Annotated in this window: 16 protein-coding genes; 4 read left to right on the plus strand and 12 right to left on the minus strand. The window is 69.7% G+C overall.

Going from position 1 to position 20,101, the window contains the following annotated elements; translation table 11 throughout:
* Positions 1-15: 15 nt before the first annotated feature.
* The 9 genes from CcI49_RS04135 to CcI49_RS04175 all read right to left on the minus strand — a co-directional run bounded on the left by CcI49_RS04135 (position 16) and on the right by CcI49_RS04175 (position 12,688).
* A complete protein-coding gene (locus CcI49_RS04135; RefSeq protein WP_054567433.1) occupies positions 16-999 on the minus strand; it encodes an MDR family oxidoreductase in 984 nt (327 codons plus the stop codon).
* A 258-nt stretch (positions 1,000-1,257) separates the two neighbouring features.
* A complete protein-coding gene (locus CcI49_RS04140) occupies positions 1,258-2,676 on the minus strand; it encodes an aldehyde dehydrogenase family protein (protein ID WP_076824398.1) in 1,419 nt (472 codons plus the stop codon).
* Between the two features lie 70 nt (positions 2,677-2,746).
* Positions 2,747-4,453: a thiamine pyrophosphate-binding protein gene (locus tag CcI49_RS04145; RefSeq protein ID WP_076824400.1), complete on the minus strand. Its 1,707-nt coding sequence runs from the start codon at positions 4,451-4,453 to the stop codon at positions 2,747-2,749.
* A gap of 78 nt (positions 4,454-4,531) precedes the next feature.
* Positions 4,532-5,455 (minus strand): SDR family NAD(P)-dependent oxidoreductase, encoded by a 924-nt coding sequence (locus CcI49_RS04150; protein WP_054567436.1) that lies wholly within the window; start codon positions 5,453-5,455, stop codon positions 4,532-4,534.
* Between the two features lie 40 nt (positions 5,456-5,495).
* Positions 5,496-7,322, minus strand: coding sequence for an NAD(P)/FAD-dependent oxidoreductase (locus CcI49_RS04155; RefSeq protein ID WP_076824402.1), 1,827 nt, complete (start codon positions 7,320-7,322; stop codon positions 5,496-5,498).
* Between the two features lie 70 nt (positions 7,323-7,392).
* Positions 7,393-8,790 (minus strand): aromatic ring-hydroxylating dioxygenase subunit alpha, encoded by a 1,398-nt coding sequence (locus CcI49_RS04160; protein WP_054567438.1) that lies wholly within the window; start codon positions 8,788-8,790, stop codon positions 7,393-7,395.
* Positions 8,791-8,856: 66 nt separating this feature from the next.
* Entirely contained in the window at positions 8,857-9,708 is an 852-nt protein-coding gene (locus tag CcI49_RS04165; protein ID WP_054567439.1) for an SDR family oxidoreductase, read from the minus strand.
* A gap of 8 nt (positions 9,709-9,716) precedes the next feature.
* Complete coding sequence (locus tag CcI49_RS04170) at positions 9,717-11,318, minus strand: SMP-30/gluconolactonase/LRE family protein (protein ID WP_076824404.1); 1,602 nt, start codon at positions 11,316-11,318, stop codon at positions 9,717-9,719.
* Positions 11,319-11,413: 95 nt separating this feature from the next.
* The gene (locus CcI49_RS04175; protein ID WP_076824455.1) at positions 11,414-12,688 is read right to left on the minus strand and encodes a cytochrome P450; all 1,275 of its coding nucleotides are present in this window, start codon (positions 12,686-12,688) and stop codon (positions 11,414-11,416) included.
* A gap of 390 nt (positions 12,689-13,078) precedes the next feature.
* Between CcI49_RS04175 and CcI49_RS04180 the strand changes: the two genes are divergently transcribed.
* From CcI49_RS04180 to CcI49_RS04195, 4 genes are all read left to right on the plus strand, one after another.
* Positions 13,079-13,687: a TetR/AcrR family transcriptional regulator gene (locus CcI49_RS04180; protein WP_054567441.1), complete on the plus strand. Its 609-nt coding sequence runs from the start codon at positions 13,079-13,081 to the stop codon at positions 13,685-13,687.
* 119 nt (positions 13,688-13,806) lie between these two features.
* On the plus strand, positions 13,807-15,009 hold the full coding sequence (locus CcI49_RS04185) for an acyl-CoA dehydrogenase family protein (protein WP_076824406.1): 1,203 nt from the start codon (positions 13,807-13,809) through the stop codon (positions 15,007-15,009).
* Positions 15,010-15,076: 67 nt separating this feature from the next.
* Complete coding sequence (locus CcI49_RS04190; RefSeq protein WP_054567443.1) at positions 15,077-16,345, plus strand: acyl-CoA dehydrogenase family protein; 1,269 nt, start codon at positions 15,077-15,079, stop codon at positions 16,343-16,345.
* A 40-nt stretch (positions 16,346-16,385) separates the two neighbouring features.
* Complete coding sequence (locus tag CcI49_RS04195; RefSeq protein ID WP_054567444.1) at positions 16,386-17,570, plus strand: amidohydrolase family protein; 1,185 nt, start codon at positions 16,386-16,388, stop codon at positions 17,568-17,570.
* A 137-nt stretch (positions 17,571-17,707) separates the two neighbouring features.
* Here CcI49_RS04195 and CcI49_RS04200 read toward each other — a convergent pair whose 3' ends face one another.
* Genes CcI49_RS04200 through CcI49_RS04210 form a run of 3 tightly spaced genes read right to left on the minus strand, consistent with a single transcriptional unit; the run spans position 17,708 to position 19,733 of the window.
* Complete coding sequence (locus CcI49_RS04200) at positions 17,708-18,262, minus strand: nuclear transport factor 2 family protein (RefSeq protein WP_054567445.1); 555 nt, start codon at positions 18,260-18,262, stop codon at positions 17,708-17,710.
* 28 nt (positions 18,263-18,290) lie between these two features.
* On the minus strand, positions 18,291-18,848 hold the full coding sequence (locus tag CcI49_RS04205) for a nuclear transport factor 2 family protein (RefSeq protein WP_076824408.1): 558 nt from the start codon (positions 18,846-18,848) through the stop codon (positions 18,291-18,293).
* Positions 18,849-18,869: 21 nt separating this feature from the next.
* Entirely contained in the window at positions 18,870-19,733 is an 864-nt protein-coding gene (locus tag CcI49_RS04210) for an SDR family NAD(P)-dependent oxidoreductase (protein ID WP_076824409.1), read from the minus strand.
* Positions 19,734-20,101: the final 368 nt, after the last annotated feature.

Raw genomic sequence — 20,101 nt, forward strand, 5'->3', positions numbered from 1 at the left:
CTGCGTGCTCCCCTGCTACCGGTTGACGTCGACGACGATGCGGCCGCGGACCTTGCCGTCGAGCAGCTGGTCGGCGGCGGCGATGACGTCACCCAGCGCGATCTCCTCGGCGATCAGCTCCAGCGCCTTCGGGTCCAGGTCCGCCGCGAGCCGCGACCAGGCGGCCAGGCGCGGAGTGGACGGCGCCATCACACTGTCGATCCCGAGCAACGACACCCCGCGCAGGATGAACGGCGCGACCGAGGCGGGGAAGTCCATGCCCTGGGCGTTGCCGCAGGCGGCGATGGCACCGCCGTAGCGGGTCTGCGCGGTGGCGTTGGCCAGGGTCTGGCTGCCGACGGTGTCGACGACGCCGGCCCAGCGCTCCCTCTGCATCGGCTTGCCCTTCTCGGACAGCTCCGCGCGGTCCAGCACCGTGACCGCACCGAGCTCGGCGAGGTAGTCGGCCTCCGAGGCCTTCCCCGTCGCCGCCGCGACCTTGAACCCCGCCTTGGTGAGCAGGGCCACCGCGACGCTGCCGACGCCGCCGGTCGCGCCGGTCACCAGCACCTCGCCCTGCTCGGGACGGACGCCGAACCTCAGCAGGGCGTCCACGCAGAGACTCGCGGTGTAGCCGGCGGTGCCGATCGCCATCGACTGGCGGGGGGTGAACGCGGACGGCAGCGGCACCAGCCAGTCGCCCTTGAGGCGGGCGCGCTGGGCGAGGCCGCCCCAGTGCGTCTCGCCGACGCCCCAGCCGTTGTGCACGACCCGGTCGCCGGGCTTCCAGGCCGGATGCGAGCTGTCGGTGACGACGCCGACCAGGTCGATGCCGGGCACCATCGGGAACTTCCGCACCACGGGCAGCTTGCCGGTGATGGCCAGGCCGTCCTTGTAGTTCAGCGTCGAGTACTCGACCTCGACGGTGACGTCGCCTTCCGGAAGCGCCGCCTCGTCCAGGCTGGTGACGCTGACGGACTGACCGGACTCACCCTTTTCGATGAGGATCGCAGAGAACATCGGAGAACCCAAGCCCTTTCTCACAGGTTAGCCTTCTCCGCCGCACCGCCCACGGACCACGGTCAGCGATGCCGCGGTTCCGGGTCGACGACGGAAAAGGCTGAGCGTTTGCGTGACCCCCGCGACGGGGGCACGTTTCAGTGCCGCACCACACCATCGGCGCCGTGCCGCGGGTCTTCCCACGGCACGGCGCGCGTTGTCCGGCCCTGCCCGTCCCTCACGCTCACAAGAGACGAAGCGAAAGGAGCGGCAGGGCGCCTACTGATAGCCGACGATTGCCTTGGTCTCGAGGTATTCGTCGAAGGCGAGCGGGCCCCATTCACGGCCGTTTCCGCTCTTCTTCACGCCGCCGAAGGGGGCACCGAAGTCGAATCCGTCGTTGATCACGACCCAGCCGACCTGAAGCCTGCGGGCCACGGCACGGGCCTGGTCGAGGTCCGCCCCGGCGACGGCGCCGCCGAGGCCGTACTCGGAGTCGTTGGCKATCTCGACCGCGTTGTCGACGTCCGTGTATCCGAGGATCGTCAGCACCGGCCCGAAGATCTCCTCGCGGGCGATGGTCATGTCGTTGTCGACGTTGGCGAAGACGGTGGGCCGGACGTAGAAGCCCTTCGCCAGGCCGTCCGGGCGCCCGGTGCCGCCGGCGACGAGCGTCGCGCCCTCGTCGATGCCCTTCTGGATCAGTGCCTGGATCTTGTCGAACTGGGCGCCCGAGACCACCGGGCCGATGGCGACGTCGGTGGTGGGGTCACCGACCGTGGTCGCCTCGGCAGCCGCGCGCGCGATCGCGACGGCCTCGTCCATCCGGGACGCCGGCACCAGCATCCGCGTCGCCGCGCTGCAGGTCTGACCGGAGTTGAGCATCACGCCGGCCACGCCCTTGCCGACGTTCTCGGCGAAGGCGTCGTCGTCCAGGACGATGTTGGGGCCCTTGCCGCCGAGCTCCTGGGTGACCCGCTTGACCGTGGGGGCGGCGTTGCGGGCGATCTCGATCCCGGCGCGGGTGGAGCCGGTGAAGGAGATCATGGCGACGTCCGGGTGGACCGACAGCGGAACTCCCACACCGAGGCCGTCGCCCTGCACGAGGTTGAACACCCCGGCCGGGACGCCCGCGGCGTCGAGGATCTCGGCGAGGATCTGCGCGGTGAACGGCGAGTTCTCCGACGGCTTGAGCACGGTGGTGCAACCCGTGGCCAGCGCCGGGATGAGCTTCACCAGGATCTGGTTCACCGGCCAGTTCCACGGCGTGATCAGGCCACAGACCCCGATCGGCACCCGTGCGATCAACGAGGGGCCGCGGACCTCCTCGAACTCGAACGTCTTCAGGGCCTCGATCGCGGTGGTGAGGTGGCCGGCACCGAGACCCATCTGGAAGCCGCCGGCGAGCGCGGCCGGTGCTCCGATCTCCTCCGTCAGCGCCGCGGCGAGATCCGGGATGCGCTTCTGGTAGATGTCGAGAATGTTTTCCAGCAGGGCGATCCGCTCTTCGCTGGTGGTCGCCGACCAGCCCGGGAACGCGGCCTTCGCGGCGGCGACGGCACGGTCGACGTCCGCGGCGGAACCCGCGGCCACCTTTCCGGCGACCTCTTCGGTGGCGGGATTCACCACGTCGAAGGTTCCGGACTGGGCCGGGTCAACCCATTCCCCGCCGATGTAGAACTTCAGTGCTTCACGCATAACCGGACGAACCCCTCTCCTGAGCCTGAAGTATGCGAACGGCCATCATAGGGATGATGTGTGACGCCCGTCACTGGGTGCCTTCCGCATACCAGGTGCGGAACTCGTCGTAGCTCGGCATTTCCTCCGAGTTCGCCTTCGGATCGACGGCGACGTGGATGACGGCCGTCTTTCCGCTGGCGTAAGCGCGCTTGATGGCGGGCGCGATGTCCTCGTCGCGCTCGACGTACTCGCCGTAGCACCCGAAGCCCTCGGCGACCTTGTCCAGGCGGGTGTTCGTGCTCCAGTGGGTGCCTGTCTCCAGCGAGCCCTGGCCGAAGGTCCGCTTGTAGACGCCGACCTCCAGGCCCCAGGCGTAGTCGACGGCGACGACGCAGACCAGCGGCAGGTTGAGCCGGGCGGCGGTCTCCAGCTCGGCGATGTGGAACTGGAAGGAGGAGTCGCCGGTGATCAGCATCATCGGCCGCTTGCCGCCGGCCGCGACGCCGGCGCCGACGGCGTAGGGCAGGCCGGTGCCCAGGTGGCCGAAGTTCTGGTTCCACATCACGTCGTTCGGCTTGGCCTGCGAGTAGGTCCAGCCGAAGATCGTGGTCGCGCCGCCGTCACGGACCATGATGCCGTCCGACGGGAACGCCTTGGTCGCCTCGACGATCAGGCGGGCCGGGTGCACCGGGGACAGGCCCGACGGCGCGGTCTGGGCCAGCTCCGCGAGCCGGTCGGCGTCCTGCTTGATCCACTCCGCGAGTTCCGGCGTGGCGGTGCGCGGGGTGTCCTTCAGCGCCTCGACCAGCTGCGGGACGATCGCGCGCAGGTCACCGACCAGTGGGACGTCGATCGGGCGGTTGACGCCGATGGCCTCGGGGTCCTGCTCGATGAGGATCCAGGTGCGGTTCGCCTCGTTCGCGAGCCAGTGCCGGCCCCGCCCGTAGTGGACGGGCTCGCCGAGCTCGGTGCCGATCGCCACCACCAGGTCGGACTTCACCACCGCGTCGACCGCCGACGGCGAGAAGCCGTAGGGGAAGGTGCGGTCCTCCAGGCCCCTGATGTACGAGGTGCCGCCGGAGGTCTGGATGGCGGGGGCGGCCATCAGATCCGCCAGCGCCTTCACCGACTCTCCGGCCCGCGCCGTGTGCACACCGTGGCCGACCAGCAGGATCGGCTGGCTGGCGGCGCGGATGGCCGCGGCGGCGGCGTCGATCCGGTCCTGGCCGGCGGTCTGGTTGACCAGGCGGTAGGCCGAAGGAGGCAGCGGCGCGGGAACATCGAGCTCCTCCAGGATGACGTGGGAGGGGTATTCGATGTAGACCGGGCCCGGAGTGCCTGACAGGGCCTTGCGCAGGCCCTCCCGGATCACCTCGTCGGTCTGGTCGGCGTACTCGATGCTGGCGTTGTACTTCACCGACGGATCGAACAGCTCGGCCTGCTTCACGAACTGGATGCGGCCGCGGCGGACCCGCTGCTCGGTGATCCGGGCCCGCTGCCCACCGAGGAAGATGACCGGCGAGTTCTCGACCTTGGCGCACATCATCGCGCCGGCGAGGTTCGCCACACCCGGGCCGAGGGTCCCGATACACACCGAGGCCTTGCCGGTCATCCGCGAGACCGCCTCCGCCATGAAACCGGCGGACTCCTCGTGATGCGGCGCGACCACGTTCCAGCCGCGCTCCTCGGCGAGGTGGAACATGTGCACGAAGTTCGGGTCGGGAATGCCGAAGATGGTGTTGATACCCTCGGCCTCGAAAAGGTCGAGAATGCGCTCGTAGACTTTCACACCCATTGGTAGTCAGGGGGCCGGGCCGGTCGTCGACGACCGGCCCGGGATCCCCTTCCCCCTTTCAGTAAGTCCGTCTTGCAGTCAGTCCGTGGGCGCGGTTGCGGTCGCCATCGCGAAGCTCCGCACGATGTGGTCGACGTGGGCGGACGGGACGACCGGGAGGACCCAGGGGTCGCTGCTGTCCCGGATCTCCTCGATCCGCTCGGCGACCTGGTCGATCGTCCAGGACGGCTGGTACACCCCGGGGGTCTCCGCGACGAACGCGCGGGCGATCCGTCCCGCGATCGCCACCAGCAGCTCGGCGGTGATCGAGCAGGACTCGTGCGCGAGCCACCCCACCACCGGGGCGACGAGCTCCGGGCCCATGGGCGGGTAGGCCGAGGTGTCGATGCCCTCGGCCATCCGCGTCAGCGCGCCGGGGACGATGGCGTTGCAGGTGATGCCGTGCTCGGCGCCCTCTAGCGCGGCGACGTTCGTCAGCCCAATGATGCCGGCCTTGGCGGTCCCGTAGTTGGCCACCGCCTTGTTGCCGTACAGCCCCCCGATGGACGAGGTCAGCACGATCCGGCCGTAGCCGGCCTCGGCCATCACCGGGAAGGCGGCCCGGACCACGTGGAAGGCACCACGCAGATGGACGTCGAGCACCGCGTCGAAGTCCTCGTACGTCATCTCCGTCAGCGGCGCGTAGCGCACGTTGCCGGCGTTGTGGATCAGGATGTCGATCCGGCCGTAGTGCTCGAGCGCCGTCTGGATGATCGCCTGGCCGCCCTCGGCGGTCGCGACCGAGTCCAGCGAGGCGACCGCCTCGCCGCCGGCGGCGATGATCTCCTTGACGACCTCGTCGGCGGGCCCGTTGTCGGCCCCGTCGCCGCGCATGGTTCCGCCCAGGTCGTTGACGACGACCTTGGCCCCCCTGGACCCGAGCAGCAGCGCATAGGCCCGGCCCAGGCCCCGGCCGGCGCCGGTGATCACCGCGACCCGACCGTCAAAGCGCAGTTCCGACATCAGTGCTCCTTCCTGACGCGCATGGCGAGTGCTGGCCCGGTCACTTGTCGAGGACGAGGCCTTCGAGCTCACCGGTGTCGCGCCAGGCCTTGAACAGGTCCTCCAGCACGTAGAAGCCGGGCCAGTAGGGGTCGCCCAGATGCGAGCGGCGCTTCTTCTCGCCCTCGCTGTTGTAGTAGCCGGGCGTGCATTCCCGCTCGAAGTTGCTGTTGTCGATCGCGCCGGCCCGGATGGTCGAGACCCAGGCGTCCTGCGCCTCGAGGGTCGGTTCCACCGAGGTGGCGCCGCGCTCGAGCGCGGTGGAGATGACGTACGCGATGTGGTCGGCCTGCTGCACGAACATCTGCGTCGTGCTGGCGGTGACGCCGCCCTGGACGAACCCGGTGAAGAACTGGTTCGGGAACCCGTGGGTCATGATGCCGTGCAGCGTGCGGTAGCCCTCGCCCCAGTTGTCGTAGAGCGAGAGGCCGTCCCGGCCGGCGTACGGCGCGATGCCGAACCGGCGGTCGAGGTCGGTGGTGATCTCGAAGCCGCTGGCGAAGACGATGAGGTCGACCTCGTACTCGACGCCGTGCGCGACGAAGCCCTTCTCGGTGATCCGCTCGACGCCCTTCGTGTCGGCGACGTCGATCAGGGTGACGTTCGGGCGGTTGAACGTCGGCAGGTACTGGTCGTTGAAGCAGGGCCGCTTGCACAGGAAGCGGTAGTACGGCTTGAGGATCTCGGCCGTCGCCGGGTCCTCGACGATCTCGTCGATGCGCGCGCGCAGCCGCTCCATGACCTGGTAGTCGACGGTCTCCCGCAGCTCCACGAACTTCGCGGGATCGGCGAGCGCCGCCCAGCCGCTGGTGGCGTCCAGATGCGCGGCCAGGTTGCGGCTGATCTCGGTCCAGCCGTCGCAGACGAGGTCCGGCTGGCCCGGCCCGAAGGCCTCGAACGCGGCGGTGTGGAAGTTGCGCTGGCGCTCGGCCTGCCAGCCGGGCTGCAGCGACGCGGCCCACTCCGGGTCGGTCGGCACGTCACCGCGCTCGTCGATGGACGACGCCGTGCGCTGCAGGACGTACAGGTGCTCCGCCGCCTTCGCGATGTGCGGGATGACCTGCACACCGCTGGCGCCGGTGCCGACGACCGCGACCTTCTTGCCGGCGAGCCTGTCCAGCCCGCCGCTGAGGGTGCCACCGGAGTACTCGTAGTCCCAGCGGGCGGTGTGGATGGTGTGCCCGGTGAACGTCTCCAGCCCGGGGATGCCCGGCAGCTTCGGCTTGTTGAACGGCCCCTGGCACATGACGACGAAACGCGCCAGGATCTCGTCGTCCCGGTTGGTGCCGATCCGCCAGCGCCGGATCTCCGAGTCCCATTCCAGGGAGCGGACCAGGGTGTGGAAGATGGCCTTGTCGTAGAGGCCGAAATGCTTTCCGATGCGCTGGCAGTGCTCGTAGGCCTCGTCACCGAAGGCGTACTTCTGCTTCGGCATGTAGCCGGTCTCTTCGAGCAGCGGCAGGTAGCAGTAGCTGTCGGTATCACACTGGATGCCCGGGTAGCGGTTCCAGTACCAGGCCCCGCCGAAGTCACCGGCGTGCTCGATGATCCGGACGTCCTCGACGCCGGCCTGCCTGATCCGGGCCGCGGCGATGAGGCCGGCGAAGCCACCGCCGAGGACGGCGACCTCGATCTCCTCGGTGATCGGCAGCCGCGGCACGACCGGCATGTACGGGTCCGCGGTGTGGAACTCCTCTAAACCGCCCTCGGCGACCAGGTACTGGTGCTGGCCATCGGTCCGCAGCCGCCTGTCCCGCTCGTGAAGGTATTTCGTTCTGAGGGCTTCCTGGTCGATCTCGGGCGTCTCGGTGGGAGCGCACTGGGACATGCGAGGTCCTCGGTTCGTGATATCGGTGACGCGGTGAGGTGGCTTTGACGGCGCGGTTCTGGACGAGGTTCTAGGTGAGCGGGCGCGGTTCGCCGGTGCCCATGTAGCGGGCCAGGTTGTGGTGCAGGTTCACCACGGTGCGCTCGCGGTACGGGTTCGGCTTCGGCCCGGTGAAACCGGCGGTCTTCATGCCCCGCTGGATCGCGGCCATGTTGGAGAAGTCCTGTGGAAGGACGGTGCGCCAGCCCGGGTCGTCCGGCGGGGTGAACTCCCACTCGGTCGCCGGTTCCTCGCCCTCGGGGAACAGCTCGTAGACGGCCGCCTCGAAGATGCACTTGTCCGGGTCGTAGCCGTAGGGCCGGGCGCTGTAGCAGAGCATGTTGTTCAGCGCGTGGCCGATCTGGAAGTTCGGGAAGATCTGCCAGGCCGTCCCGCTGGCGCCCACCGCGGCCGGTTCGACGGTCGGCCACACCACGCCGCGGGCGGCGTCCTCGGCCCGGGCGGTGGCCAGCCAGTGCTGGAGCACCTCGGCCGGCGGGGTGCCCTCCGGCAGGTCGTCGGCCAGCCGGTTCGCGACGTCGACGAGGGTCTTCGTCGTGTTGGTGTTGGCGTTCTCCCAGGTGAAGTTCTGCAGCTCGGCGGTGGACAGCCGCGCGTCGGCACCGCTGCCCACCCGCAGCTTCGCCTGGTTCTCGTCCATGTTCTTGGGCGCGTCGTACCCGATGTTGCTGTGGATGCCCTGGGCCCGGGACCAGCCGAGGAAGGCACCGAAGCTCATGAACTCCGGGTGCGTGTACGGCACGTGGTAGGTCTCCATGAAGGCCTCGAGGGCGACCTTCCAGTTGCAGTCGAAGACGAGCCACCTGCGCCACCGGAACCGCATGTTCTGCAGCTGGAACGGGTCGAGCAGGGTGGCCGCGGGCTCCAGGTACTCCCGCAGCGGGCCGGCCTCGGGATCCAGGTTGATCCACAGCCAGCCGCCCCAGGTGTCGACCTTCACCTCGGGCAGCCGGGTGTTCGCCTCGGTCAGGCCGCACTTCCAGTCGTCGCGCTCGGCGATGAACGTGTTCTCGCCGTCCAGGTTGTACCGCCATCCGTGGAACCCGCAGACCCACTGCCGCTTGCGGCCGCGGGCGTCGTGGGCACCCGGCGCGACGTCCACCAGCGGCCGGCCCCGGTGCGAGCAGACGTTGTGGTAAGCGCGGATCCGGTCCGGCGCCGTACGCACGATGATGATCGAGTCGTCGAGGATCTCGTAGGTGAGGAAGTCGCCGACCTTGGGGATCTCCTCGACCCGGCCGGCCTGCTGCCACACCTTGCGCCACAGTCTGTCGCGCTCGGCGCGGGCGTACTCCGGTGAGAGGTACGCCTCCACACCGATGGTGAGCGGCTCCGAGAACCGCTCGGCCGCCGGCGCCGGGGGCACCGCTGCGCCCGGTTCCTGGATGTTCTCGACGGTTTCCGTCATGACATTTCTCCAACCCGCGTGAGGAGATAGTCGGTTTACCAAAGGGGTGATCGTCGGTTGCCGGTACTACGGGCGCGTGATGGCGGCGCGGAAGTTCTCGTCCTTGAGGAAGAGGGACGTGTTGTCGGCCCCGAGATGGGTCCACTTCAGGTTGAGGCCGCCGTCCACCAGAATCGTCTGGCCGGTGATGTAGCTCGAAAGCTCGGAGAGCAGGAACAGGATCGCCGAGGCCTGCTCCTCGGGCCGCGCGCGCCGGCCCATCGCGATGGCCCGGAGGTCACGCTCCGGGTCCTCGTCGACGTAGGTGCCCGAGGCCGGGGTCGCGGTCACGCCGGGGGCGATCGCGTTGACCCGGATGTTCTCGGCGGCCAGTTCCACGGCCAGGGTGCGGGTCGCGGCGACCAGTGCCGCCTTCGCGGTGCCGTAGGCGATGTGCAGCGGCGCGGAGTTCATCCCGCTGATCGAGGAGAGCGACACGATCGAGCCGGGGCGGCCCGCCGAGCGCAGCCGGGCGGCGACCGCCTGGCTCATGAAGAACATCGTCTCCAGGTTCCAGGCGAACAGATCCCGCCAGTCCGCGCGGGTAACCCGGGTCGCGGGCATCCAGGTCGCGGGCCCCGCGCCGCCGGCGATGTTGACCAGGCCGTACAGGTCACCGCTGGCCTGCTCGGCCGCCGCGAGGGCGGTGGCGATGCCCTCGTCGGTGGCGGCGTCGGCGGCGACGGGGATGACCGCGAGGCCCTCGTCCGCGAGCGGGGCGACATGGGTGTCGAGGTTTTCCTGGGAGCGGCTGACCGCGACCACGGTCGCCCCGGCGGTGGCGATCAGCCGGGCCACCGAGGTGCCGATGCCGCCGCCGCCCGCGCCGGAGACGATGACGACGCGGCCGTCCAGGCCGAAGAAGTCCTTGTCCGTCATGGCGCCGGTCAGCCCGCGTGGGTGAGGGCCAGCACGCTGCCCTCGGCGTCGGCGGAGACGTACAGCGTGCCGTCGGGCCCGGCGTCGATGCCCGCGAACGGGCCCTGCGGGCCGGAGAACGGCTGCATACCGCGCAGCGGCTTGGGGATCACGCCGGCCGGGGCGCCGAGCGGCAGGTTGCCGGCGATCGTCTGCCGGTCGTTGCCACTGAGGTCGGTGCTGATGAGCTCCTTGCTGCCCGCGTCGACGATGTAGAGCCGGCCACCGCGCACCAGGATGCCCTGCGGGTCGGACAGGTTGTCGACCACCGGTTCGACCTTGGAACCGCTGATCGCGACGACCCGGCCCGCGCCCGACTCCGAGACGAGCAGCGTGCCGTCGGGGGCGAAGGCCACGCCGAGCGGCTTGGACAGGCCGGAGGCCGCGACCTCCTTCTGGCCGCCGGAGCGGACGAGCAGCACCTCGCCGGTGCCGAAGTCGGCGGTGGCGATGACCCCGGTCGCGGCGACGGCGACGCCGTAGACCTGGTCGAGGCCCTCGGCGAGGATCTCCGACTCCTGGCTGGCCGGGCGCCAGCGCACCACCGTGCCGCTGGCGGTGCCGACGATGAACTCGCCCCCGCCGACCGCCTGGACGCTGCGCGCGAAGCCCGGGTAGTTCGGCGTGAACAGCATGCCGAGCGTCTGCAGTCCGCCGCCGCGGGGCAGCAGGTAGAAGAAGGTGCCGTCGGCGACGTAGAGGTTGCCCTCGGCGTCGACGGTCAGGTCCAGCGGCCAGGTCAGCCCGCCGGGCAGCGTCGTGCGGGTCTCGCCACCGCCGAGGATCTCCGTGATCTCACCGGTGAATCTCGAGACGAACAGCCGGTCCCCGACGAAGGTGCAGTTGTCCAGGCCCGGCTCCAGCTGGGCCAGCACGGTGCGGTCGCCGTTGCGCGGGTTGATCCGCAGCACCTGGCCGCTGTGGACCTGGGTGGAGACGATGAAGCCCTCGGCGTCGAACTTGACCGAGTCGGGGACGCCGAGGTCGCCGGCGACCCGCTCCGGCTCGCCGCCGTCGGGGTGGATCCGCCAGATGTCGTTGGTGCCCATCACCGGGTAGTACAGGAGGCCGTCCGGGCCGACCTCCATCGCGTTGGGCATCGCCAGGTCCTCGGCCAGGATCCGGGGCGCGCCGCCGGCCAGGTCGAGCTCCATGAGACGTCCGCCGATGCGGCACTCGTTGATGAACAGCCGGCCCTGATGGACCGTGATGCCGTTCGCACTGGGCAGGTCGTCGCGCAGTACCCGGCTCCGGCCGTCGGCGCCGCGGACGCTGACCCGCCCGTCCATGACCTCGGTGGCGTAGAGGTTGCCGTCCGGGCCGAAGGCGAGGTCGTCCGGGGCGATGATGTCGCCGCCCTTGGCGCTGATGGTCTCCAGCGCTCCGGTCTCGACGTCGAGGGCACTGATCTGGCTACCGGTCACCTGCGCCACGTAGACCCGGCCGTCGGGGCCGGTGCGCAGTCCGTTGGCGCCGAACAGCCGGCTCGGCGGAGTGAGCCGTTCGAAGCTCCACCCGTCGGCGAGGCTGATGGACGTGGAACTGGTGTAGCGCGCGCCTGATAACGACATTTGTGACGTACTCCCGGAAACCTCGTTGTCTGGGTGAGCACTTGCTTCGGGTTGCTGGTCTCGTCGCCTGCTGGTCTCGTCGCGTCGCCGGCGGGTCAGGCCGGGGTGAACTCCAGCTGCAGATGGGTCAGGCCGCGCAGGATGAACGTCGGTAGGTAGCGGTAGTTGCGCGCGTCGGCCGGGCCGTGCACGCGCTCGGAGATCTTGATGTCGCTGGTGCGGTCGAGCAGCCGCTCGATGCCGGCCCGTGCCTCGGCCCGGGCCAGCGGCGCGCCGGGGCAGGAGTGGATGCCACGCCCGAAGGCGATGTGCTGACGGGCGTTCGACCGGGAGACGTCGAAGGTGTCGGGGTCGGCGAACCGCTGCGGATCGCGGTTCGCGGCGCCGTTGACCACCATGACCGTGGTTCCCGCCGGGAGGTCGACGCCGCCGACGGTGACCGGGACGCGGGAGAGCCGGAAGTCGCCCTTGACCGGGCTCTCCAGCCGCAGCGTCTCCTCGATGAAGTTCGGGATGCGGTCACGCTCGCGGCGCAGCAGCGCCTGCAGTTCGGGCCGCTCGGCCATCACCTTCAGCGCGGTGCTGACCAGCCGGACGGTCGTCTCCTGCCCGGCGGAGAAGAGATTGGCGGCGACCCGCACGACGTCGATCACCTCGGGGACCGTGCCGTCCGGGAACGTCGCGGTCGCCAGCCCCGTCAGGACGTCGTCGCGCGGGTCGCGGCGGCGGTCCTCGATGTAGGTGCTGAAGCGGTCGTAGAGGAACTGCAGCGGCGAGTGCGTCATGTGGTCGTCGCCGGTGGCGCCGACGCCACCGGTCTGCGGCCGGCGCTGCAGCCGGTCCATGAACTCCTCCTGGTCCTCCTCCGGCACGCCGAGCAGGTCCGCGATGACCAGCAGCGCGAACGGGCCGGCGAAACCGGTGATGAACTCGCCCTCGCCGGGCGGGAGGTAGGTGTCGAGCAGACGGTCCGCGAGCCGCCAGATGAACTCCTCGTTCTCCTTCAGCCGCTTCGGCGTGATCAGCCGCATGAGCAGCGCACGGTGGTCGGTGTGCACCGGCGGGTCGAAGGTCGGCAGCTGGTCGCTCATCGGGAGCTCGGCGCGGTGCCGCTCGATCAGCTCGGAGATGTCGTCGCCCACCAGCGGAACGGGGAAGCCCGGGAACGGGCCGGTCACCGAGATGCAGGACGAGAAGTGCTCGGAGTCGTGGAAGACCGAGACCGCCTCGTCGTAGCCGGTGACCATGACGACGCCGTGATGCGGCTCCTTGCGGACCGGGCACTCGTTACGCAGCGCGTGAAAGTACGGGTACGGGTCCTCGACGAGCTCGTCGCCCCGGAAGAAGTCGATGGCCTCGATGTCTTTCACCGTCTGCACCGCATCCCTTCGACACCGCCTGGCGGTGTGTCCTGCTGGCCGTGTCCTGCTGGTCGTGTCCTGCTGGTCGTGAAGGTGGGTCCTGCTGGTCGGGGAAGTGGGCGACCCCGGCGGTCGTTTTCTGGTCTGCTGTTGTCGGCGCACCGATGCCGGTGTGCTGGTCAGACTCGGGGCGGGCGCCCGGTGACAGGTGCCCGGCACCCCGGATCATCGCCCGGCGACCACCACGCCTCACCACGGTCCGCCCTGGGGCGTAGGGGATGTCGCATCGTGATCGGCCAGCCGTACGAACTAGGCCGTCACGATACGGACCGGCGGTCCACATCGGCAAGAGGTCGGCGGGAAGATCGTCCTCGTCAACCATGGAGAAGGGGGTGCAGGGTGACCGGACCGGAGCGAGCCGATGCTGCCCGTAACCGGGCCGCGATCCTGGCGGCGGCCGCGGAGCTGTTCGACCGCGACGGCGTCGAGGAGGTGTCGATGAACGACATCGCCCGCCACGCCGGGGTCGGCAAGGGAACGATCTTCCGGCGGTTCGGCGACCGCACGGCCCTGATCGAGGCGGTGCTGCTGCCCCGCGCCGCCGCGATGCGCCGGCTCGTCCACCACGGCCCGCCACCGGTGGGGCCCGGCGGTGAGCCGCTGGAGGCGCTGCACGCCCTGCTCGACACGCTGTTCGACTTCGTGTGGGCCAACCGCACCCTGATCCGCGCCCTCGAGCACCGGGTGCCGCACTCGTACTACGCGCATTCGTCGAGCCGGTACTGGCTGGACGAGCTTGCGCGGCGGCTCACGATCACGCACCCGCACGACGACACCGAGTACCTGACCCACATCCTGTCCACCGCGTTGCGGGCCGACGTCGTGGACTACCTGGTGTCCGTGCGCGGTATGGCCCTCGACCAGGTCCGCGCCGGGCTGCATCGGCTCGCCTTCCCCAGCGTTGCGCCGCCTTCCCTTGCCGATGTGGACCGCCGGTCCGTATCGTGACGAGCTGACCAGACGACCGGCAGGCGCAGGCAGAGGCACGGGCGCAGGCAGAGGCGCAGAGCCAGCGCCAGAGGCAGAGCCGGAGAGCCGGAGAGCCACGTGACGCAAGGTGACGAGTCATGCTGCTGGAGTTGAGTCCTGACCAGGAGGTGCTCAGGGAGGCGACAGCGCGCTTCCTGSCCGATCGGGTCCCGGCCGACGTCGTGCGCGCGCTGCGCACCAACGCCGCGGGGTTCGAACCCGACTACTGGCGCGAAGGCGCCGAGCTGGGGTGGACGTCCCTGCTCGTCGGTGAGGAGCAGGGCGGCGGCTCCGCCAGCGGCGCCGGGCTCGTCGACCTGACCCTGGTCGCGCACGAGTTCGGGCTGCGCTCCGCACCCGGGCCGCTGACCTCGACGAACGTGGTTGCCGCGACGCTGGCGGAGGCCGGCGGAGCGAACCACCCGGCGCAGGCCTCGGCGCTGGGCGAGCTGCTGGCCGGAACCGCCGTGGCCTCCTGGTGTCTGGGCGGCCCGCCGCCGCTGGACCGGCTCGGCAGCACCGGGGTCAGCTACCGGGTGGAGGGCGACAGCCTCGTCCTGCGCGGCGTCGCCCGCCCGGTCGAGGCCGCAGGCCAGGCCGGCCACCTGCTGGTGACCGCCCACGGGGAGCGGGGCCTGACCCAGGTGCTGGTCTCCCCCGGCGGCACCGGCGACACCGGCGGTACTGCCGGTGCCGCCGCTGCCGGCGACCCGGGCGTCGCGGGGCTCGCCATCGACCCGCTACGCACGGTCGAGCTGAACCGGCGCTTCGCCACCGTGCGTTTCGACGACGTGCACGTCGGCCTCGACCAGGTGGTCGGCGCGGTGGGTGAGGCCGCCGACCAGGTCGAACGCCAGCTCCAGCGCGCCATCGTCATCAGCGGCGCCGAGGCTGTCGGCGCCATGCAGGCCGCCTTCGAGCTGACGGTCCGGTGGGCCTTCGAGCGCTACTCCTACGGGCGCCCGCTCGCCTCCTACCAGGCGCTGAAGCACCGTTTCGCCGATCTGAAGACCTGGCTGGAAGCCGCCCACGCCATCAGCGACGCGGCCGCCGCCGCGGTGGACGCCCGCTCGCCCGAGGCCGCCGAGCTGGTCAGCGCGGCGAAGTCGTACATCGGCGACAACGGCACCGAGCTGCTGCAGGAATGCGTCCAGCTCCATGGCGGGATCGGCGTCACATACGAGCACGACCTGCATCTCTTCCTGCGCCGCGGCACGGTCAGTCGGGCCATGTACGGAACTCCGGCCGAACACCGCCAGCGAGTCGCCGGCCTCGTCGAGCATCGCAAGGAGCAGGAATGAGCCTTTTCCATCGTCGGATCCGACCTATGCCTACAGCGCTCGACAATAGTGAGATGGAAAAGGCTCAATGACTTCCTCCCCCGATCAGGAAGGCGTCGAGGAGTTCCGGGCGCGGGCCCGGGCCTGGATTCGCGCGAACCTGGCGCCGCTCGTCACGAGCGAGAGGACCGGGGTGATGCGGGCACGCCTGACCGACGCCGAGGAGCTCGCCGAGGTGGCCCGCGAGCGGGAGATCCAGCGGATGCTGTTCGACGCCGGGCTCGCCGGGATCTGTTTCCCCCGGGTGTACGGCGGGCAGGGCCTCACCCCGGCCCATCAGCGTGCGTTCAACGAGGAGATCACGGGCTACGAGTACCCGGCCCGCATTCAGGCCCCGACGTTCTCGCCGTGCGCCGCGGTGCTGCTGGAGTTCGGCACCGACGAACAGAAGCTGCGCCACCTTCCCGCGATTCTGCGTGGCGACGAGATCTGGATGCAGTTCCTGTCCGAACCGAGCAGCGGCTCGGATGTCGCCGGGGTCCTGACCAGTGCGGTCAGGGACGGCGATGACTGGATCCTGAACGGCTCCAAGATCTGGACGACCGGGGCCTGGTGGTCGGACTGGGCGCTGTGCCTGGCCCGGACCAACTGGGACGCCCCGAAACACCGTGGCCTGACGGTCTTCATCCTGCCGATCCGCCAGGACGGCGTGGATGTGCAGCGCATCGAGATGCTCAACGGCAACAAGGAGTTCTGTCAGGAGTTCCTCACCGACGTCCGCGTCCCCGACAGCGACCGGGTCGGCGAGGTCGACGACGGCTGGACGGTCGGCACCCGCTGGATGTTCCACGAGCGGATGCTGCACAACTCGCCGTTCGTCACCGTGCCCGCCGGCTGGTCCTACGGCGGCGTCGACGCGACCTTCCTGGTCGATGTGGCCCGTGACGCCGGTCGCCTCGACGACCCGCGCACCCGTGAGCTGATCGGCGAGGGCCGGGTGATCGACCTCGTCCGCGAGGCGCTGCAGAGCCGGATCGGCCGCGGTATCGCCGCGCGGCGGATGCCCGACCAGTCCGCGGCGATCGGGCGGCTGTTCGCCGGGCTCTCGTCGACCCGGGTGACCTCGATGGCGTTCGAGATCGCCGGATCGGCCGGCGCCGCCTGGGCGTCGGACGACGGCTCCGTCGCCGAGTGCGGCAACGACTTCCTGCTGCGCCAGACGACCTGCATCGGCGGCGGAACCACCGAGATCGCCCGCAACGTCATCAGCGAGCGGGTACTCGGAATGCCGCGGGAGGTGGCGATGGACCGCGACCGGGCCTTCCGCGACGTCCCGCGCGGCGGATCAGGCCGTTAGTCCCCCACAGCTCCCCTCACGGATTCACCCAGGAGGTGCGATGTCCATCCACGACATCTCGGTCTTCGACGCCGACAACCATTTATACGAGACCCGGGACGCGTTCACGAAGTTCCTGCCCGAACGCTACAAGGGCGCCATCGACTACGTCGACGTGCACGGCCGGACGAAGATCGTCGTGCGTGGCCAGATCAGCGACTACATTCCGAACCCGACCTTCGACGTCGTCGCCCGGCCCGGCGCGCAGGAGGACTACTACCGGCACGGAAACCCCGAGGGGAAGTCCGCGCGGGAGATCTTCGGCAAGCCGGTGCGGTCCATCGACGCCTGGCGGGAACCCGCCGCCCGCCTGGCGCTCATGGACGAGCAGGGGCTGGCGCGCACGCTCATGTTCCCGACCCTGGCGAGCCTGCTCGAGGAGCGGATGCGCGATGACGTGGACCTCGTCCACGCCGTCGTGCACTCCCTCAACGAATGGCTGTACGAGACCTGGCAGTTCAACTACGCCGACCGGATCTTCACCACGCCGGTCATCACGCTGCCGATCGTGGACAAGGCCATCGAGGAACTCGAGTGGGTCCTCGAGCGCGGCGCCAAGGTCGTTCTCATCCGGCCCGCGCCCGTTCCCGGGCTGCGCGGGCCACGGTCGTTCGGGCTCCCCGAGTTCGACCCGTTCTGGGCACGGGTGCAGGAGGCCGACATCCTCGTCGCCCTGCACTCCTCCGACAGCGGCTACGCCCGCTACAGCAGCGACTGGATGGGCCGCAACCGCGAGATGCTGCCGTTCCAGCCCAACACCTTCCAGATGCTACAGGCCTGGCGGCCGGTGGAGGACGCCGTCTCGGCGCTCGTCTGCCACGGCGCGCTCTCCCGGTTCCCCCGGCTGAAGGTCGCCATCGTCGAGAACGGCATGAGCTGGGTCGCGCCGCTGCTCACGGCCATGAAGAACCTGTACAAGAAGATGCCGCAGGACTTCCTGGAGAACCCGGTCGACGTCGTGCGGCGCAACATCTACATCAGCCCGTTCTGGGAGGAGGACCTCGGCACCCTGGCCGAGCTCCTCGGCGAGGACCACGTGCTGTTCGGCTCGGACTATCCGCACCCGGAGGGCCTGGCCAGTCCGCTCAGCTATGTGGACGAGCTCGCGCATCTGCCGGAGCCACTGGTCCGCAAGATGATGGGCGAGAACCTCGCCCGGCTCATGAACCTCCCCGCGAGCAGGTAGCAGCTCACCGCTCAGCGCGGCACGCGGCGCCCCGCAGGCGCAGCCCCGCAGGCGCAGCCCCGCAGGAACAGCGCGGGCCGCGCTGCGCGGGTGGCCCGCACCGGTCCAGCCGGTACGGGCCACCCGCTTCCGGGCGATCAGCCGGCGAAGAACGTCACGCTGTGGTCACCGGTGGACCGGCCGACGTAGTGGTTACCGAGGAACGGCATGCCCAGCACCCCCTGCGACCAGTCGACCGACTCCCCGAAGTCCCGGAGCCAGTCGTAGAGCATCGTGCGATGCTCGATGCGCCACTCCCGCCCACGTCGGGAGAACCTGTCCAGATACCGCCCGCCGATCACGATGTCATGTTCCTGCTCACCCAGGTCGATGCGGTGGTAGGCGGTCACATGGGTTTCCACCGATGCCTGCGCGCCCTGGATGTCGATCAGGCTCTGACCGAGCGTGTGTAAGGTCACCGAGATCGCCTCGGCACCCGGCACCACCCAGTCCAGGTACTCGTTCAGCGCCCCGACGAAGACACCGTGGTCGTCGGTCGCCTCCGGCCAGTAGGCGCTGCTGATCAGGTCGGCGTCGCGCCGGTCCTCGCCGCGGGCGAGGCGGACCACACAGTCCCGGATCCGCGCCTGGTCGACGACGTACCTCAAATCGTCGGTGTCTATCGCACTGTCGGTGTCGGCATTGATACTCATGTCCTGAAGGTCCTCGTTCTTTCTCGGCTCAGGGGATCTGCGGGGCGCGCAGGTTCGTGAGCGGCCGCCGGTAGGAGGGATCGCCCTTTCCACGGCCAGGCGTTCCGTTGAGGTGGATATCCGGGATGTCGGTGAACGGGATGTCGAGCGTGGGAACCAGCCCCGACCACTCCACCGCGTTCGTACGCAGCGAGATGCGCCACTCTCCGGCACGCTTGTCCAGGCGGTCCAGATAGCGACCGCCGGCGATCCAGTTGGTCTCGTCGCGGTTACGGCCGACGAACATATAGTAGGTCTCGGTGTGCGCCGTCTCCCCGTCGATGTCATACGTGACGTTCAACAGGTTGTGATGGGTCGCCACCTGGCCCTGGTCGTGCAGCGCCGAAGCCCAGTCGTACAGCTCTCCGGGCCCACCGACAAACGGCCCCGCCGCGATGACGGCATCGTCGTGGAAGGCGGACAGGAAAAGCTCCCGATCGAAGCGGTCCATACCGCGACTGAACCGGATGAGGCAGTCCAGGATGTCCTGCCGGTCAAGCACCTCAAGAAGCCTCGCGAGCTTCTCCGGGCCTGTTTCCGTCGTCATCGTTCCTCCTTGGGATGGCTTTCACTGCACCGGTGACCAGATCGGCGAGCCACGCTGCGCGCGCACCGAGGGGATCACCCGGCCGTCGATGTCGGTGATGCCGTAATCAGCCGCTACCTCGGCTGTGATGAAGGTGCCGCCCGACCGTTCCAACAGGTCCGGGTCCGCCGACAGGGCGGCGATGACGCGGCCGGGGAACTCCGGTGAGCAGCCGATCGCAGGGTCCGTGACCTGCTGGGACGTCATCGACGGGTCCCGCGCCAGGTTCCGCCGGGCCCGCTCGGTGAAGGTGAGCCCCTGCCACAGCGACAACGAGGTCACACCGTGCGGCCGCAGTTCGATCGCCATGTCCCGCGCCATCCGGTCGACCGCGGACTTGCAGGTTCCGAAGACGACGCCGTAGGTGTAGGTCACCCCGACAAATCCTGAGATCGCGACGATGAGCCCCTGCCCTCGCGGGGTCATCAGCCGGGCCGCGTGCCACGCCGCGACGAAGTTCGACCTGACCCCGACATCCACCATCTCCCAGTTCGAAAGCGGCTTCTCCCAGAACGGGCGCGGCTCCGTCAGGTCCTCGGGCAGCGAGAAGGCGTTGTTCACCAGCAGGTCCAGACGGCCCTGTTCACGTTCGACCCGTTCGAACAGCGCGGCAACCTGTTCGTCGTCGGCGTGGTCGACCTGCACGGCGATTCCCCGGCCACCGCGGCGGTCCACCTCGGCCGCGGTTTCACCCACCGTTCCCGGCAGTGGATGCGACCCCGGCTGCACCGATCGTCCCGTGACGTAGACCGTGGCACCTTCGTCGCCGAGCGCGAGCGCTATTCCCTTCCCGATTCCTCTGCTGGCGCCGGTGACGACGGCGACCTTTCCCGCAAGGGAGCCCATGAGTACTCCAGTCTGGATTTTCATGACCCGGTTGTTCGCGCCCCGCCGCGGCGCACCCGGGATTGCCGCCAAGGCGGTTCTCGGCGTGCGCGGATGTCCGGCGTGCCGCCACCACCGGCCATCAGGCTGATGGTCGGGCGGTTCCATCCCACGGATGGCGGCGCTCTGGGCGACGCACGTCAGGATACAAGGCACAATCCTTGCAAGGATAGATCTGTTTCACGTCAACAAGGCGTGATAGAACTCGGGACGATTCAGGTCCGATGCAGAATCAGCATCGCGCGTCCGCGAGAGGCGAGATCCCACGCGGGGCGCGGGGCGCGGGGCGCGGGGCGCGGGGCGCGGGGCGCGGGGCGCGGGGCGCGGGG

The sequence above is a fragment of the Frankia sp. CcI49 genome (assembly GCF_001983215.1).
Classification (GTDB): domain Bacteria; phylum Actinomycetota; class Actinomycetes; order Frankiales; family Frankiaceae; genus Parafrankia; species Parafrankia irregularis.

Excerpts from the sequence above, each read along its gene's own strand:
- CcI49_RS04135 (WP_054567433.1), bottom strand. The coding sequence starts at position 999 with ATGTTCTCTGCGATCCTCATCGAAAAGGGTGAGTCCGGTCAGTCCGTC.
- CcI49_RS04160 (WP_054567438.1), bottom strand. The coding sequence starts at position 8,790 with ATGACGGAAACCGTCGAGAACATCCAGGAACCGGGCGCAGCGGTGCCC.
- CcI49_RS04170 (WP_076824404.1), bottom strand. The coding sequence starts at position 11,318 with ATGTCGTTATCAGGCGCGCGCTACACCAGTTCCACGTCCATCAGCCTC.
- CcI49_RS04195 (WP_054567444.1), top strand. The coding sequence starts at position 16,386 with ATGTCCATCCACGACATCTCGGTCTTCGACGCCGACAACCATTTATAC.
- CcI49_RS04200 (WP_054567445.1), bottom strand. The coding sequence starts at position 18,262 with ATGAGTATCAATGCCGACACCGACAGTGCGATAGACACCGACGATTTG.
- CcI49_RS04150 (WP_054567436.1), bottom strand. The coding sequence starts at position 5,455 with ATGTCGGAACTGCGCTTTGACGGTCGGGTCGCGGTGATCACCGGCGCC.
- CcI49_RS04165 (WP_054567439.1), bottom strand. The coding sequence starts at position 9,708 with ATGACGGACAAGGACTTCTTCGGCCTGGACGGCCGCGTCGTCATCGTC.
- CcI49_RS04190 (WP_054567443.1), top strand. The coding sequence starts at position 15,077 with ATGACTTCCTCCCCCGATCAGGAAGGCGTCGAGGAGTTCCGGGCGCGG.
- CcI49_RS04205 (WP_076824408.1), bottom strand. The coding sequence starts at position 18,848 with ATGACGACGGAAACAGGCCCGGAGAAGCTCGCGAGGCTTCTTGAGGTG.
- CcI49_RS04155 (WP_076824402.1), bottom strand. The coding sequence starts at position 7,322 with ATGTCCCAGTGCGCTCCCACCGAGACGCCCGAGATCGACCAGGAAGCC.
- CcI49_RS04210 (WP_076824409.1), bottom strand. The coding sequence starts at position 19,733 with ATGGGCTCCCTTGCGGGAAAGGTCGCCGTCGTCACCGGCGCCAGCAGA.
- CcI49_RS04145 (WP_076824400.1), bottom strand. The coding sequence starts at position 4,453 with ATGGGTGTGAAAGTCTACGAGCGCATTCTCGACCTTTTCGAGGCCGAG.